12 protein-coding genes are annotated in these 15904 nt (G+C 33.3%); 1 reads left to right on the top strand and 11 read right to left on the bottom strand.

The window, feature by feature from the left end:
• Positions 1 to 103 precede the first annotated feature (103 nt).
• Positions 104 to 1342 (bottom strand): methionine gamma-lyase family protein, encoded by a 1239-nt coding sequence (locus CD155_RS08110; RefSeq protein ID WP_103213023.1) that lies wholly within the window; start codon positions 1340 to 1342, stop codon positions 104 to 106.
• 16 nt (positions 1343 to 1358) lie between these two features.
• Complete coding sequence (hflX, locus tag CD155_RS08105; protein WP_172605834.1) at positions 1359 to 2597, bottom strand: GTPase HflX; 1239 nt, start codon at positions 2595 to 2597, stop codon at positions 1359 to 1361.
• 112 nt (positions 2598 to 2709) lie between these two features.
• Between hflX and CD155_RS08100 the strand changes: the two genes are divergently transcribed.
• Positions 2710 to 3186: a glutathione peroxidase gene (locus CD155_RS08100; RefSeq protein WP_037541421.1), complete on the top strand. Its 477-nt coding sequence runs from the start codon at positions 2710 to 2712 to the stop codon at positions 3184 to 3186.
• A gap of 346 nt (positions 3187 to 3532) precedes the next feature.
• Here the strand turns inward: CD155_RS08100 and hfq are convergent, their stop codons facing one another.
• From hfq to mutS, 9 genes are all read right to left on the bottom strand, one after another.
• Positions 3533 to 3772 carry an RNA chaperone Hfq gene (gene hfq / locus CD155_RS08095; protein WP_103213021.1) on the bottom strand — a complete coding sequence of 80 codons (240 nt, stop codon included), beginning with the start codon at positions 3770 to 3772 and terminating at the stop codon, positions 3533 to 3535.
• The gene (gene miaA / locus CD155_RS08090; protein WP_103213066.1) at positions 3726 to 4724 is read right to left on the bottom strand and encodes a tRNA (adenosine(37)-N6)-dimethylallyltransferase MiaA; all 999 of its coding nucleotides are present in this window, start codon (positions 4722 to 4724) and stop codon (positions 3726 to 3728) included. The genes hfq and miaA overlap by 47 nt, the downstream gene beginning before the upstream one ends.
• 4 nt (positions 4725 to 4728) lie before the next feature.
• Entirely contained in the window at positions 4729 to 5664 is a 936-nt protein-coding gene (locus CD155_RS08085) for an alpha/beta hydrolase (RefSeq protein WP_103213020.1), read from the bottom strand.
• 247 nt (positions 5665 to 5911) lie between these two features.
• Positions 5912 to 7585 (bottom strand): glycerol-3-phosphate dehydrogenase/oxidase, encoded by a 1674-nt coding sequence (locus CD155_RS08080; protein WP_002442634.1) that lies wholly within the window; start codon positions 7583 to 7585, stop codon positions 5912 to 5914.
• A gap of 176 nt (positions 7586 to 7761) precedes the next feature.
• A complete protein-coding gene (glpK, locus tag CD155_RS08075; RefSeq protein ID WP_002442632.1) occupies positions 7762 to 9261 on the bottom strand; it encodes a glycerol kinase GlpK in 1500 nt (499 codons plus the stop codon).
• 156 nt (positions 9262 to 9417) lie between these two features.
• Positions 9418 to 10236, bottom strand: a complete 819-nt coding sequence (locus CD155_RS08070) for an MIP/aquaporin family protein (RefSeq protein ID WP_037541420.1) — start codon at positions 10234 to 10236, stop codon at positions 9418 to 9420.
• A gap of 330 nt (positions 10237 to 10566) precedes the next feature.
• Positions 10567 to 11100: a glycerol-3-phosphate responsive antiterminator gene (locus CD155_RS08065; RefSeq protein ID WP_037541419.1), complete on the bottom strand. Its 534-nt coding sequence runs from the start codon at positions 11098 to 11100 to the stop codon at positions 10567 to 10569.
• A 13-nt stretch (positions 11101 to 11113) separates the two neighbouring features.
• A complete protein-coding gene (gene mutL / locus CD155_RS08060; RefSeq protein ID WP_103213019.1) occupies positions 11114 to 13090 on the bottom strand; it encodes a DNA mismatch repair endonuclease MutL in 1977 nt (658 codons plus the stop codon).
• 15 nt (positions 13091 to 13105) lie between these two features.
• Positions 13106 to 15724: a DNA mismatch repair protein MutS gene (gene mutS, locus CD155_RS08055; protein WP_103213018.1), complete on the bottom strand. Its 2619-nt coding sequence runs from the start codon at positions 15722 to 15724 to the stop codon at positions 13106 to 13108.
• Positions 15725 to 15904 lie beyond the last annotated feature (180 nt).

The raw sequence follows: 15904 nt of genomic DNA, 5'->3' as shown, positions 1-15904 counted from the left end.
CATATTATAATTTCTAAATTAATTTTATAATTTTCTGACAAAAACTTCAAATAAATACAAAACTCTCTAAATGTCTTATCATCTAGAGAGTTAAAGTCCTACTTTATATTAAATTTTGCTCATTTAATTGAATGACTGCACGAGTTACAGCTAATTTGACATGTTCATATGTTAAACCACCTTGAACATAAGCTTCATAAGGAGGTCGTATCGGTCCGTCTGCAGATAATTCAATGGATGAACCTTGTACAAAAGTCCCTGCTGCCATAATTACATCATCTTCATACCCTGGCATATAACTTGGCTCAGGACTAAAATGTGCATTAATAGGCGAAGCATGTTGAATACTTTGACAGAAAGATATCATTTGTTCTTTCGTATCAAATTGTACAGTTTGTATTAAATCTGTACGCTTCACATCATATTTAGGTGTCGTTTTCATATTTAATTTTTCAAGAAGGAGGCTAGTAAATAAAGCACCTTTCAAACTCTGGCTCACTACATGCGGTGCCAAGAAAAATCCTTGATACATCTCTTGTAAGGAATTTAAAGACGCACCCGCTTCTTTACCAATACCTGGCGCAGTTAAACGATAGCCACAACGCTCAATTAAATCCTTACGTCCTGCAATATAACCACCGATTTTAGCAAGACCACCACCAGGATTCTTAATTAGCGAACCGGCAATTAAGTCAGCGCCAACTTCGATTGGTTCTTTATCTTCAACAAATTCTCCATAACAATTATCAACGAAAATAATAACATCTGGATATTTGGCTTTAACTGCTTCGATCGCTTCTTGAATTTCAACTATTGGAATTGATGGACGTTGATCATACCCCTTAGAACGTTGAATGGCTACAACTTTAGTTTTCTCATTAATTGCTTCAAGTACATTGGGTATATCAATTTTGCCATTATTTAATTTCACTTCATTATAATGAACACCATGTTCTTTTAAACTTTCAATTCCATTGCCATTTACACCAATGACTTCTAGCAACGTATCATAAGGGCTTCCAGTAATATATAATAATTCATCATCATATTTTAAATTACTTTGGAGCGCTAATGTAATTGCATGTGTCCCTGAAATGATTTGGGGTCTCACTAGCGCATCTTCAGCTTTAAATGTATGTGCGTAAATCTCTTCTAAATGGTCTCTTCCAAAGTCATCATATCCATATCCCGTGGATCCTTGAAGATCACTTTCTGTCGCTTTGACATGATGAAAGGCGTTAAGCACTTTTTCTTGATTGATTAAGGCATTATTTTCAATTTCTTTGAAATATGGTGCCAAGGTCATCTCAACCTCTTCAATCAATTGAGTCATTTCTTCCATATTTTTTCTTCCTTTATCATTTTTTGTAGCCTTTAACGCTATACGTCTCATTCTCTTCATTAAAATACAGCTCACTCACTAAGGTATGCTGCTTTAAGAAATATAATCTGTCCGCATTAACGCTATCCACAGTTTCCTCATAATATTCTAAATTGCGTTTAATCTCATCGATCATTAGTGATTTCACTTTTTCTTTATCGTTTTCATCTCTACTTGATACAAAGACATGTGGAGATTTAGAAACAGGTGCTTCTGTATCTTCACCACATAAATCCTTTTTATTGAAAATTACAGCTTGAGGAATTTGATCCATATCTAAATCATTAATTAGCTGATTAACTGTATCATATTGTGAGCGATATTCAGGATGACTCGCATCGACAACATGTAATAATAGGTCAGCACCTTTCGCTTCTTCAAGTGTTGATTTAAATGCTGCTACTAATGTCGTTGGAAGTTTCTGAATAAATCCTACAGTATCTGAAATAATCAGATTAAATCCTTCATTAATTTGAATTTGGCGTGTTTTAGGATCTAATGTTGCAAATAATAAGTTCTTTTCATAGGTTTCCTCATTAGCTAGGACATTGAACCATGAGGATTTACCAGCATTTGTATAACCAACTAAAGCAATCTGGAAAACTTGATTCTGCTCACGCTTATTTCTATATCTTTCACGATGTTCAACTACAGTTTGTAATTGATGTTTAATTTCATTCATACGCGTTCTAATATGACGACGATCCATTTCTAATTTCGTTTCACCAGGACCTCTAGTACCTATGCCGCCACCTAAACGAGAAAGGCTCTTACCATGCCCTTGTAATCTTGGTAAAAGATAATCAAGTTGAGCCAATTCAACCTGTAATTTACCTTCTCTACTTCGTGCTCTTAAAGCAAATATTTCTAAAATTAATTGGGTTCTATCGATGATTTTAATGCCCAAATTATCATTTAATGTTTTAGATTGTGCAGTTGTCAATTCATCATTCGTCACAACAACATCTATATCATGAAATTCGATAAAAGCTTTAATTTCTTCAATTTTACCTTTACCTACATAATATTTATGATCAAATTGTTCTCTATTTTGAGTGATTTGACCTTTAACATTTAATTGGCAAGTTTGAGATAAAGCTTCTAACTCTTCCATCGTTGAAGCAAAATTAAATTGATTATCCGTTTGAGCATGTACACCGACTAATACAGCAGTTTCTAATCTCTTCTTTGTATCATGAGTTGATTGCTGTGCCATGATATACATCTCCTCTATAAAAAGTTACTCAAAACATTCTATCATAGACTTTGAACAAAGACTATAGAGTCAAATTATGTTAAATTTGTAGTATATCGAAAGGGTGATAAATATGGAAACGATTTATGATTTTGTAGTGCAAAAAAATAACGGTGAAAATTATAAATTAGAACAATATAAAGGCGATGTAATGCTCATCGTTAATACTGCTAGTGAATGTGGTTTCACCCCACAATTTGAAGGTTTACAAAAATTGTATGATGAATACAAAGATAAAGGTTTCGTTATTTTAGGTTTCCCTTGTAATCAATTTGGTGGTCAAGAACCTGGGTCAGGAGAAGAAGCAGCTCAAAATTGTAAAATCAATTATGGCGTAACCTTCCCTATCCATGAAAAAGTAGACGTAAAAGGTGAGAATCAACATCCATTATTCCGCTATCTCACTGACGCAGCAAAAGGTATGTTAAATGAAAAAATTAAATGGAATTTTACTAAATTCTTAGTCGACCGTGAAGGTAACGTTGTTAAACGTTTCTCTCCACAGAAAAAACCTGATCAAATTAAAAGTGAAATTGAAAAATTATTATAATCAGACTGTAGATTAACACTTCTACTCATTATCGCGTTATGTACATTTAGCTCATTTAAAAGTAATTTCTATTTGTGTATAACGATCATAGAAATATAATAAATTTAAATAAAATAGAAAAATGCTTCATGTAATGTATGATTATCGAAATCGATTGTAGATTTCAAGCTATACATTGCATGAAGCATATTTTTTATTACAAACATTTCCTTGGTTTGTTCTAAAGTGCTAGGCGTGTTATACCATTATCTTCAATACTTAAATGTAATTCACTGATAAACTTCATGAATCATACACTTCCGCTTATCAATGAAAATGCAAAATTAATGCACTTTGATTACAACTCTTATTTTTCACTTTTTTCTTCAGCTGATTCTTCAGATTCATTATCAACTGTAAAAGTGCTGATCGCATGTTTGTAAATCAGATGTTGTTTGCCTTGAGAAACTAAACTTACAACATATTTGTCAAAGTCTTCAATAACACCTTTCATTTGAAAGCCATTTAAAAAGAATACAGTGACTTCAGTTTTTTCTGCTTTAAAGTTCTCTAGTGCTTGATCTTGGATGTTTTCGTTTGCAATCATGTCTAGAACTCCTTTTATTTATTTGGGTTGTAATCTCATCTAACATCATCTGAAGTGACATCGTTTCTTTATTTAACCAGTGAACATTCATTTTATTCTTAAACCAAGTCAGTTGGCGTTTAGCATATTGTCGTGAATGCTGTTTGAGTTTCTCAACAGCGTCATCCATGTTCATGTTGCCCTTGACTACAGGTACAAGTTCTTTATAACCAATCGCTTGCATGCTTTGGCTTGTTTCAAATCCTTGTTCCACGAGTTGTTGCACTTCTTTAAATAATCCGTGACCCAACATAATATCGACACGTTTATTTATTTTAAAATATAATGTTTCGCGCGACATTTCAATCCCTATTAATAATGTATCATAATTTTCAGTAAATTGTTGCACTTTCTTTCGAGAACTTAAAAGTTTTTTTGTTTTTAAATAATATTCTATCGCTCGCAATACTCTTTTTCGGTTATTAGGATGTATATTCTCTGCTGATTCACTATCAAACGAAGCTAAATAATGATGTAGCTCCTCATTGTTAAATTGTTCGAGTTTTGCAAGTTGCGCATGAACAATTTGCATTTTTTCAGGGGAGACTGTTTCATCTTCGAAAGCATAGTTGTAAAGCAATGATTGTATGTAAAGTCCTGTGCCCCCAGCGATGATAGGTAATTTCCCTCTATTGATAATATCTTCAATACAAGCTTCTGCTCTTTTTTTAAATTCATACGCTGAAAATGATTCATCAGGCTCTAATATATCTATCATGTGATGCGGAATGCCATCCATTTCATCACGAGTCGCTTTAGCAGTTCCAATATCCATATGTTTATACACTTGCATGGAATCTCCACTAATCACTTCACCATTGAATTTTTTAGCAATTTCAATGCTTAATTCAGTTTTACCTGAGGCAGTTGGACCTACAACTACAACAAGAAATGGCTTGTTTTGATTCGTCATTTCATTATTCACTCGCTTTATTTTTCTTTAAAATTTGTTTTTCTATCCATTCAAACATATGTTGCCAAGTCATTTGATAATCATCTTCAAATAAAATTTCATGTCTTTTATTTTTATATAACTGCACAGTGACATGATTTATACCTGATTTCTTATACAATTTACCCAATTGTCGAATGCCCTTTCCATAATCACCAAATGGATCTTCTTTACCTGAAATAAGTAAGATAGGCAAATGTTTGTTTAATTTCTCAAGAGATTTACGTTCTGTTGTCAGCATCATATTTTTCACAGTTTGATAAATGAGCTGATTCGACACTCTGAATCCACAATATTCGTCTTGGACAAATTTATCTACTTCATCGCGCTTTGTTGAAATCCAATCACTCTCAGTTTCAGGATTCTCGATACGCTTGTTAAATGATTTATTGACTAAATTATTTACCCATTTCACACGTCGACGCTTACCTAATATTACCGTAATAAGTTTTAAGGCGAATGTTACCGGAATACCTTTCCACTTCGGAAACATTCCTGTACCAGTTAAGATTAATCCATTAGCAAATTCTGGATATCTAACTACAAATAATCTTGCTATGATAGACCCCATAGAATGTCCTAATACAATATACGGAATTGTAAGTTGTGTGCCGTAAAGTGTTTCCACTATTTCATAGGCATCATCAACAATCTGAGACATATTTTCAAAGTGGCCTCGCTCTACCTCATCAATATCCTTACCATGCCCACGGTGATTATGTCTCAATACATCATATCCCTGTAAATTTAGGGCATAAACTAATTCGTCATAACGGTCCATATGTTCAGCCATTCCATGAAAAAGATGAACAATTCCTATGGTACTTTTCTTAGCCTTATCCACTTTGACCTCTATCATTGTCCCATCTTCAACAGTGATTTTAAACTGACTTTGACTCACAACATATGCCCCCTAACCTTCCTAATTCACTTTAATTCAATATTAGCTTAAAACTATTTTATAAATAATATACCGTGTGAGTGATATGTAATCAAATCGTATGCATAGCGTTTCTTCGGTCATTTGACTTTTATTTTCAGAAAATAAATCAAATAAAAATTAAAAAACTACTTGCAGAAAATGGAATATCCAAAAATCTACAAGTAGTTAGATTTAAATATCAATTGATACTCATAAATAATATCATTTATTCTTTAACAGCTGGTTGGTCGTTACCTGTGCGAGCTTGGTCAATCGCTTCTTCAACTTCTTTAGTGTAAGTTTCTTTCTGAGCGTCAGTATAGTTCAACATATCAGCCATGACGTTAATTACTGCATCTTTATAATCTAACACATCTTGAATATTGAAATATAATTTACCTGAACGACGTACTAAGAAATCTGTAGGTTTATAAACCATTTCTTGTTGGATACCATAAACTAATTCTACATAAATTTCTAATGGTAAATTACTTTCGTGATATTGTGCAGTTTGTGCAATATTGAATAAATGATCGACGTTTGAACCATATTTACTAGCTAAGCGACGCGCAACATCTTCATCGATGCCGAAGCCTTTTGCTGCATCAACTTTTTGGTCGACGAAGTGTTTAAAGTTTTTACTTCCGCCTACGTCACCGCCAGAAATTTTAAGATACTTAGTTGCACATGGTTCAAATTTAAGACCGTATTCTTGTTTCAAGCGTTTCGCTAATAGGTCAACAATATCTAATGCCATGTGACGGTAACCAGTTAATTTACCACCAGCGATTGTTAATAGACCAGATTCACCTTCCCAAACTTCATCTTTACGTGAAATTTCAGATGGGTCTTTACCTTCTTCTAAGATTAATGGACGGACACCTGCCCAAGTAGATTCAATATCTTCATCTTTAACATCAACACTTGGGAACATATAGTTAATTGCATCGATGAGATAATCTCTATCCTCTTGAGTTGTTAATGGTGTTGCTTTCTCATTGTCGTAGAACGTATCAGTTGTACCTACATATGCTTTACCTTCACGAGGAATAGCGAAAATCATACGACCATCTTTTTCAGTATCGAAATAAACAGCTTGGCCTAATGGGAATTTAGATTGATCGATAACCACGTGTACACCTTTAGTTAAACGTAGTTGTTTATTATTACGAGCGTAGTCACCACTTCTAACTTCATCTACCCATGGACCAGAAGCATTGATGACTTTTTTAGCTTTAATACCATAAGTTTCGCCGTCAATCATATCTAGCACTTCGATACCATTTACTTTTTTATTTGAATCATAAGTGAAATGTTCAGAACGTGTATAGTTAATGATTTCAGCGCCTTTTTCGGCAGCTTTTTTCATAACTTCAATAGTTAAACGTGCGTCATCAGTACGGTATTCAACGTAATAACCGCCACCTTTTAAGCCATCTTGTTTTACTAATGGTTCTTTATTTAAAGTATCTTGTCTAGATAACATTTTTTTACGTTCAGATTTTTTAACGCCCGCTAATCTATCATACATTGTTAAACCGATTGCAGTTGAGAATTTACCAAATGTACCACCTTTGTGCATTGGTAAAAGCATCCACTCTGGTGTTGTTACATGTGGACCATTTTCGTAAACAATGGCACGTTCTTTACCAGTTTCAGCTACAACGCCAACTTGTAATTGTTTCAAATATCTTAATCCACCGTGTACAAGTTTAGTTGATCTTGAACTTGTACCTTGAGCGAAGTCTTGCATTTCTACTAAAGCTACTTTCATACCACGGTTACTAGCATCTAAGGCAATACCTGCACCTGTAATACCACCGCCGACGATAACAACGTCATATTCGTTTTCTCTTAAATTCTTTTTAATATGATCCCTTTTCAATGTAGATAATGCCATTATCTAACGCCTCCTAAAAATAAATAAAAAACGAGACACCTATCCCACAAAAACATTTAATTGTTTTGTACGAACAGATCTCTCGTTTCTCGATTTTCTTATTAACTTAAATTCAGTATAACACACTTAAGAAAATCAAGTCCATTTAATGCTCACGCTTACTTCAAAATTTTTGCTTAATCTTCTAATTTGAATACTTGTGTTGCTTCTACAGCTTTTTTCCAGCCTTTATATAACTTAGTACGTTGTTCTTCTTCCATTTTTGGTTCAAACTCGGTTTCAAGTTTCCAACGTTCTCTGATATCTTCTTTATTGTCCCAGAATCCTACTGCTAATCCTGCTAAATAAGCAGCACCTAATGCTGTAGTCTCTTGAATTTCTGGTCTTTCAACTGCTGAATTTACGATATCAGCTTGGAATTGCATTAAGAAGTTATTTTTAACTGCGCCACCATCGACACGTAAGTTTTGAACTTCAATACCTGAGTCTTTAGACATTGCTTCCATAACATCACGAGTTTGATAACATAGTGATTCTAACGTTGCACGGATGAAATGTTCTTTTTCAGTACCACGTGTTAAACCAAAGAAAGCGCCTCTTGCATCTGAATCCCAATATGGCGTACCTAAACCAACAAATGCTGGAACCATATAAACACCTTCAGTTGAATCTACACGTGAAGCATAATTTTCAGTTTGAGGTGCAGAATTGATCATTCTTAAACCATCACGCAACCACTGAATTGCTGAACCTGAAACGAAGATTGAACCTTCAAGCGCATAATTGACTTTGCCATCAAGACCATATGCAATTGTTGTCAATAAACCACTTTCAGATTTAACCGCTTCTTCACCAGTATTCATTAACATGAATCCACCAGTCCCGTAAGTGTTTTTCACGTCACCGCGGTCGAAACAAGCTTGACCAAATAATGCTGCTTGTTGGTCACCAGCAATGCCTGCAATAGGAACTTCTTGTCCAAAGAAGTGATAATCGATAGTTTTGGCGTAAATTTCACTAGATTCTTTTACTTCTGGAAGCATTTGTTTTGGAACATCTAAAATTTCTAATAATTCATCGTCCCATTTTAAATCATGAATATTAAACATTAATGTACGACTTGCATTTGTATAATCAGTAATATGTGCTTCTTTACCAGATAATTTCCATACTAACCAAGAATCAATTGTTCCAAATAATAAATCGCCATTTTCAGCTTTTTCTCTTGCGCCATCAACATGGTCAAGAATCCACTTCACTTTAGTACCTGCAAAGTATGGATCTAACAATAGACCAGTTTTGTCTCTAAATGTTTCTTCGTATCCTTGGTCTTTCAATTCTGTACAAATATCTTGTGTTTGACGAGATTGCCATACAATTGCATGATAAATCGGACGTCCTGTATTCTTATCCCAAACAACAGTCGTTTCACGTTGATTTGTAATACCAATCCCTTCAATTTGGTTAGCTTGAATGTCATTTTCATTCATTACTTCAGCCATCACTGACAGCACAGAAGTCCAAATTTCATTTGCATCATGTTCTACCCAACCTGATTGTGGAAAATGTTGTTTAAACTCACGTTGAGAAACACCTTTAATTTCTCCATCTTTGTTGAAAAGAATCGCACGTGAACTTGTAGTTCCCTGATCGATTGATAAAATATATTTTTCCATAGGTTTTGACTCCTTTTGATGTAATTAATAATAAGTAATAAAGTAAAGTTGGTATTTAAAATTTCATTAAAAAAGTATCAACCATTACATCTATACACAAAATTGAGGTAATTTAATCCCGATATTTTAAAATTATCCTTCAATTATCCCTATCAATTAGTAAATAGATTCGATGTCACCTTTTTTAGAGGATTTATTAATAATTAATCCTAATACTAAAGTAATAACAACTAAGACGATTCCAACTGCACAACTCACGTTAAATGTTTGTTTATAAAACACTTCGTAAACCACAGCGCCCAGCATACCACCAGCAATTGGACCTAATACAGGCACAATAGCGTATGACCAGTTAGAATGACCTTTACCTGCGATAGGTAAAATAGCATGTGCAATACGAGGACCTAAATCTCGAGCAGGGTTAATCGCATAACCTGTAGGTCCCCCTAAACTTAAACCAATTGCTACAATTAAAGCACCTACAATAAGTGGATTTAATCCATCAGCAATTTTATTAACACCGATGAATAATATGCCTAAAGTTAGAGCCATTGTACCAATAATTTCACTTAAGAAGTTAGCAAAATAGTTTTTAATTCCAGGTGCTGTAGAGAACACGCCTAATTTGACTTCTGGCTCTTCAGTAGCTTTCCAATGTGGTAAATACATTAACCACACAAGTGCACCACCGACGATACCACCTAACATTTGGCAAACAATATAACCAGGAACTTGTGCCCAACTGAATCCGCCATCCATTGCAAGTGCAATTGTAACAGCTGGATTTAAATGTGCGCCAGAGAATTTACCTACGGCATATACGCCCATTGATACGGCTAGACCCCAACCTGCAGCGATTACAATCCAATCTGCATTGTTGCCAGCACTTCTTTTCAAATTAACGTTTGCACAAACGCCACCTCCGAAAAGAATTAAAATTGCAGTACCTAAAAATTCTGCTAAATATGCATTCATATCATTTCCTCCCAAAAAACAGAGAGACCCCTACGTTAGCGATATTAAGCTTGTAGAAATCTCCCAGTCTCTGTTCTAATATTAACTTTTAAAATTGATATAATTTTACTATCGACTTGTAAGCGTTGTCAATAACTTTGTAAAAAATTTGTCATAATTAGTATTTAGAATTATAAATATAGCTAGCATTTATTTATATCCTAGTAACTAAATTTTCGAGAAATTTATATTTTTGATTTTAAATTTTAAAGTAAAAAAAGAATGTGTGATATTTAAAATGAGTAGATCCTTTCAAATATCACACACTCTCACCTTTTTGGTTATTATCATTTACCAAAGTTTTTGATAGCTTGTGGTTACATATTTCGCACCACTTGAAACGGCTTCTTGTACTTCATTTTCATCATTAATTAAACCGCCTGCAATTACCGGTGTTGAAGTTTCTTTTTGAATTTGGTTCACTGCTTTACTTGCAATACCGGGTAACACTTCTACGAAATCAGGCTCAACTTTCTTGATTAATTCAATACTTCTCGTTAACGCCTGACTATCTATAATAAATACTCTAAAGATTGTTAAGGTATTTAGAGATTTGGCTTTTCTAATAACCTTTGTTTTAGTTGAAACAATACCTTTGGGCTTATATTGTTGAATGATATATTCACACGCAAATTCATCATGACTTAAACCTTTTATTAAATCAATATGAATATAGCATGCTATACCTTGACGTTTTAATAGTTCCATTATACTTTTCAAATGGCCAATGTGCATATCTAATAATACACAAGCTTTATAATCTGTCTTTGTTAATCTTTCAAGATCTCTCATATTTCTGATCGCTGGCAAAATATTTTCTTTCAAGATAGCAGCTCCTCTACATCACTCGTTTAAATAGTTTTTCGAGTTCATAATTTGAAAAATTGATAATAATCGGTCTGCCATGAGGACAAGTAAATGGATCTTCAGCTTCTCTAAGTTGATCAATTAAATCTGACATTTCATTATTTTTCAAGTAATGATTTGCTTTAATAGACTTTTTACAAGACATCATGATTGCAACTTCTTCTCGTATTTTTTTAACGTCTACTTTTTTATGTTCTAATACTAAATTAATCATATCTTTAATAATTTCTTCAGCATCGCCTTTAGGGAACCAGACAGGATAACTATTTACAATATAATCATGTCCGCCAAAGTGTTCTAGATGTACACCAACTCTATCTAATTCGTCTTGATATTGATCGATAATCATTTGCTCATCTTTTGAAAAATGGAACGTAAGCGGAATCAATAGATTTTGGACTTCATTGGTAACTTCGCCAATTTTCTCTCTAAAGTATTCGTACTTAATTCTTTCTTGCGCTGCGTGTTGGTCAATCATAAACATTCCATTTTCATTTTGAGCAATGATATATGTGCCATGTACTTGTCCGACAACTTCCATATATGGAACACGGCGATGAGGCGATTTACTTATGGTACCTTTAATATCATCTTCTTTTGCAGATGATGAATCTAACTCATTATATTGATCATTTTCAATTTCATTTAGAATATCTTTCTGATTTTGGAAGTAATTATCTTCACTCGTACGTTGTATATATTGAGAGGAATCAGAATTAGAATTAGAATTATCTACATCAATCGTCGAGTTGTCGTATTCATATTTTTGGCCCGAATCTTCATTTACTACCGAATCATCGTTATCCGAACGATATCCATTTTCAGAAGATTGATATGATGAAGCTGATTGATTAGACGCATTAGAATTATTTCTTTTTTCAAAATCCATTTTCTGCTGTTCAAATGATTCAAGAACTTTATTCTTTTTAGGTGAACGGTCTAAATCATTTTGAGGAATTAATATTCTGTCTTTAAACGCCTCTCTAATTTTTTCTACAATTAGAGCAAATAGCTGTTCTTCTTTAGATAAACGTACTTCAAGTTTAGTAGGATGTACATTGACATCCACTAATATAGGGTCCATTTGAATATTAATGTAGCAAATCGGATATCTCCCAATTGTCAGTAACGTATGGTAACCCTCGATAATAGCTTTATTTAGCAAGAAATTTTTAATGTACCGACCATTGATAAAAATTGAAATATAATGCTTATTACTTCTTGAATGTTCAGGTTTAGCTACGAAACCTTCAAGATGATAATCGCTTGTGTCTCCAGAAATGTGAACTAAGTCTTTAGCAACTTTCATACCGTAAATTTCTGCCATCACTTCATTTGTACGACCTGATCCATTCGTACTAATTAAGGTTTTACCATCTGACACTAAAGAAATCCTAATATCAGGGTGACTCATCGCCATTCTATTTACTATATCTGTAATCTTTCCTAATTCGGTATATAGACTTTTAATATATTTCAGACGTGCTGGCGTATTATAGAATAACGATTCTACTAGAATATCTGTTCCTTTTTTAGCTTTAGCTGGCTTACTGTTAATAATTTCTCCGTTCTCTGCATATACTTCAAAGCCATTTTCATTATCAGTACACGTTTTCAATGTAACTTTTGCCACTGAAGAAATACTTGCTAAAGCTTCGCCACGAAATCCTAATGTTCTGATATGAAATAAATCATCATCAGCATCTATTTTACTAGTTGCATGTCGATGGAAAACTAAGCCTAAATCATCTTGTTCAATACCAGTCCCATTATCTACTACTCTAATTGAAGCAACACCTGATTGTTCCACTTCAACATTAATTTCAGTAGATTCAGCATCTATGGCATTTTCTAACAATTCTTTAACTACAGAACTTGGTCGTTCCACGACTTCTCCAGCTGCGATTTTATTAGCCAAAGAGGTTTGTAATTCTTTTATTTTTCCCATTGTTTACACCTACCTCTATCTTAATTGTTTCTGTAAATCACTCAATTTCACAAGTGCTTCTATAGGCGTCATATTGGATAAGTTTAAATTTTTAATTTCTAATTCAATTTCACTTTGTTGATCATTATTTTCAAATAAATCAAATGTGGCTTGTTCAAAATCATTTTTAAAATTTATTGTTTTTTCAGTATTAATAGAATTATTACTTTCATTAGTAGAAAGACTATCTTCATGATTATCTTGAGATAATTCATTAGGCATGATTTGATCTGAAGGTTTTTGTTCAAATTCATCGAGTATAATTTGAGCTCTATTAATCACTTCTTCTGGTAAATCAGCAAGTTTCGCAACTTGAATACCGTAACTGTCATCGACCGCACCATCTTTAACTTTATGCAAGAAAATGAGTTCTCCCTTATATTCGTTAGCAGCCACGTGCACGTTCTTTAAACATGGAAGCATTTGATCTAAGGTGGTCAATTCATGATAATGCGTTGAAAATAGTGTTTTAGCATGAGAAGTTTGAGCGACGTATTCAATCATGGCTTGAGCTAGAGCTAGCCCATCATATGTAGATGTTCCTCTACCAATCTCATCAAAAATAATTAGACTATTCTCAGTAGCATAAGTTAAAGCCTTTTGCGCCTCTAACATTTCTACCATGAAGGTACTTTTACCTGATACTAAATCATCTGCAGCACCAATCCTAGTGAAAATTTGATCAAATACAGGTAATATAGCGTAATCACATGGTACATAGGCACCCATTTGAGCCATGATACTAATAATAGCAACCTGTCTCATATACGTAGATTTACCAGACATATTTGGTCCTGTAATAAGATAAATGAATGTGTCATCGTCTAGATTGCAATCATTTGGAACATAATCATTATGATCCATCACGCGCTCTACAACCGGGTGTCTAGAGTTTTCTAATTTTAATGTTTTATCATCACTAAACGAAGGTCGTACATAATTATATTTTTGAGCAATTTCTGCGAAACTTTGCAAACAATCTAATTCAGAAATAATTTTTGCTTGTTTTTGTAGTCTTTCAGTATACGTTTTAATATGTTCTCTTAATTTAACAAATAATTGATATTCTAATTCAATTGCTTTATCTTCTGCTCCTAAAATAATGTCTTCTTTTTCTTTAAGTTCATCCGTTATAAAACGTTCGGCGTTGGACAATGTTTGTTTGCGATTATAACCAAATTCACTAGGTTCAAACCCTTGTAGATTTGCACGAGTAATTTCAATAAAGTATCCAAAAACTTTATTAAAACTAATTTTTAAAGACTTAATTCCTGTGCGAGCACGTTCTTTCGCTTGTAACTCTGCTAACCAAGTTTTACCATTCTTAGAAGCTTCTAAATACTCATCTAATTGCTCATTAAATCCAGTCTTAAATAGACCACCATCTTTGACTGAAATAGGTGGTTCTTCGACTAAACTCTCATCTAAAAGTTCTAAAAGATCATCGAGGGGTTCTAAATCACTAAATTGTGATGTGGTCTGAGCATCTAATTCGTTGAGCAATGCTTTAATATTAGGAATTTCTGAAATCGAATGTTTGAGTTGTATCAAGTCTCTTGCATTCACATTACCATAACTGACTCTACCCACTAATCGTTCAATGTCATAAACTTGATTTAAATAATTACGTAGTGTATCTCTCTCAATAAAACGATTGATAAATTCCTCTACGATGTTCAATCTTTCGTTAATTTGATTTTTGTTGATTAAAGGTCGATCAACCCATTGCTTCAGTCGTCTTGCACCCATTGGCGTTTTTGTTTCATCCATTAACCAAAGTAATGTACCTTTTTTCGATTTAAGTCTAATGCTTTCAGTTAGCTCTAAATTTCGCTTAGCATAGAAATCCATTTTCATAAAATCAATTGCCGCGTATTCAGCTACTTCTTCAATATGTGATAAATCTCTTTTTTGAGTATGATGTATATAATCTAACAATAATTGTGTGGACTTGAACATTTGATTATGAGTTAACTTGTTAGTGTTATACTGCATTTCTGAAATATTCTCACGTACTGTAACTGTTTCAGTTGTCATGCTTATTTGACGTTTTAATTCTTCTGGCAATTCTTCATTTACAACTATTTCATTAGGATTAATTGTCGTAATTTCATTCAGTAATGTTGCTTCATCTTGAAAATGAGTAGCCTTAAGTTCTCCGGTAGAAACATCACAATAACTTAATGCATACACTTCCTCTTTAACAAAACTTAAAATATAATTGTTTTGCTTTTCGTCCACGCCGCCTTGTTCCATCACTGTACCCGGCGTGACAATTCTAACAACTTCTCTTTTTACCATGCCTTTAGTCTGTTTAGGGTCTTCCATTTGTTCACATATTGCAACTTTATAACCATTGTTGATTAATGTCTCAATATAGCTATCAGCTGAATGATAAGGTACGCCACACATAGGGATAGGATTTTCTTTTTTAGCATCTCTCTTTGTTAAAGTAATTTCAAGAACTCTTGAAGCTTCTTTCGCATCTTCAAAGAACATTTCATAGAAATCGCCGAGTCTAAAAAATAATAAACAATCGTCATATTCAGATTTTATTTTTAAATATTGTTGCATCATTGGTGTTACATTAGCCATTTCTATTTTCACAACCCTTATTTATAAATATTTTTCTAATTTTAATATTTTTTACATACGCTTTTAACTCATACATTTTAACATATATAAATACAACTCGCTTAACCAAAAAAGTGTATAAAAAAGTACGCTTTAACATGAGACAAAATTGTTTTAACCCCAATATTTAACCCCTCACTA

Origin of the sequence: Staphylococcus caprae, assembly GCF_002902725.1 — a bacterium.
Classification (GTDB): Bacteria; Bacillota; Bacilli; order Staphylococcales; family Staphylococcaceae; genus Staphylococcus; species Staphylococcus caprae.
The sequence above is the reverse complement of the archived record's forward strand: the minus strand, read 5'-3'. Positions and strand labels throughout refer to the sequence as shown.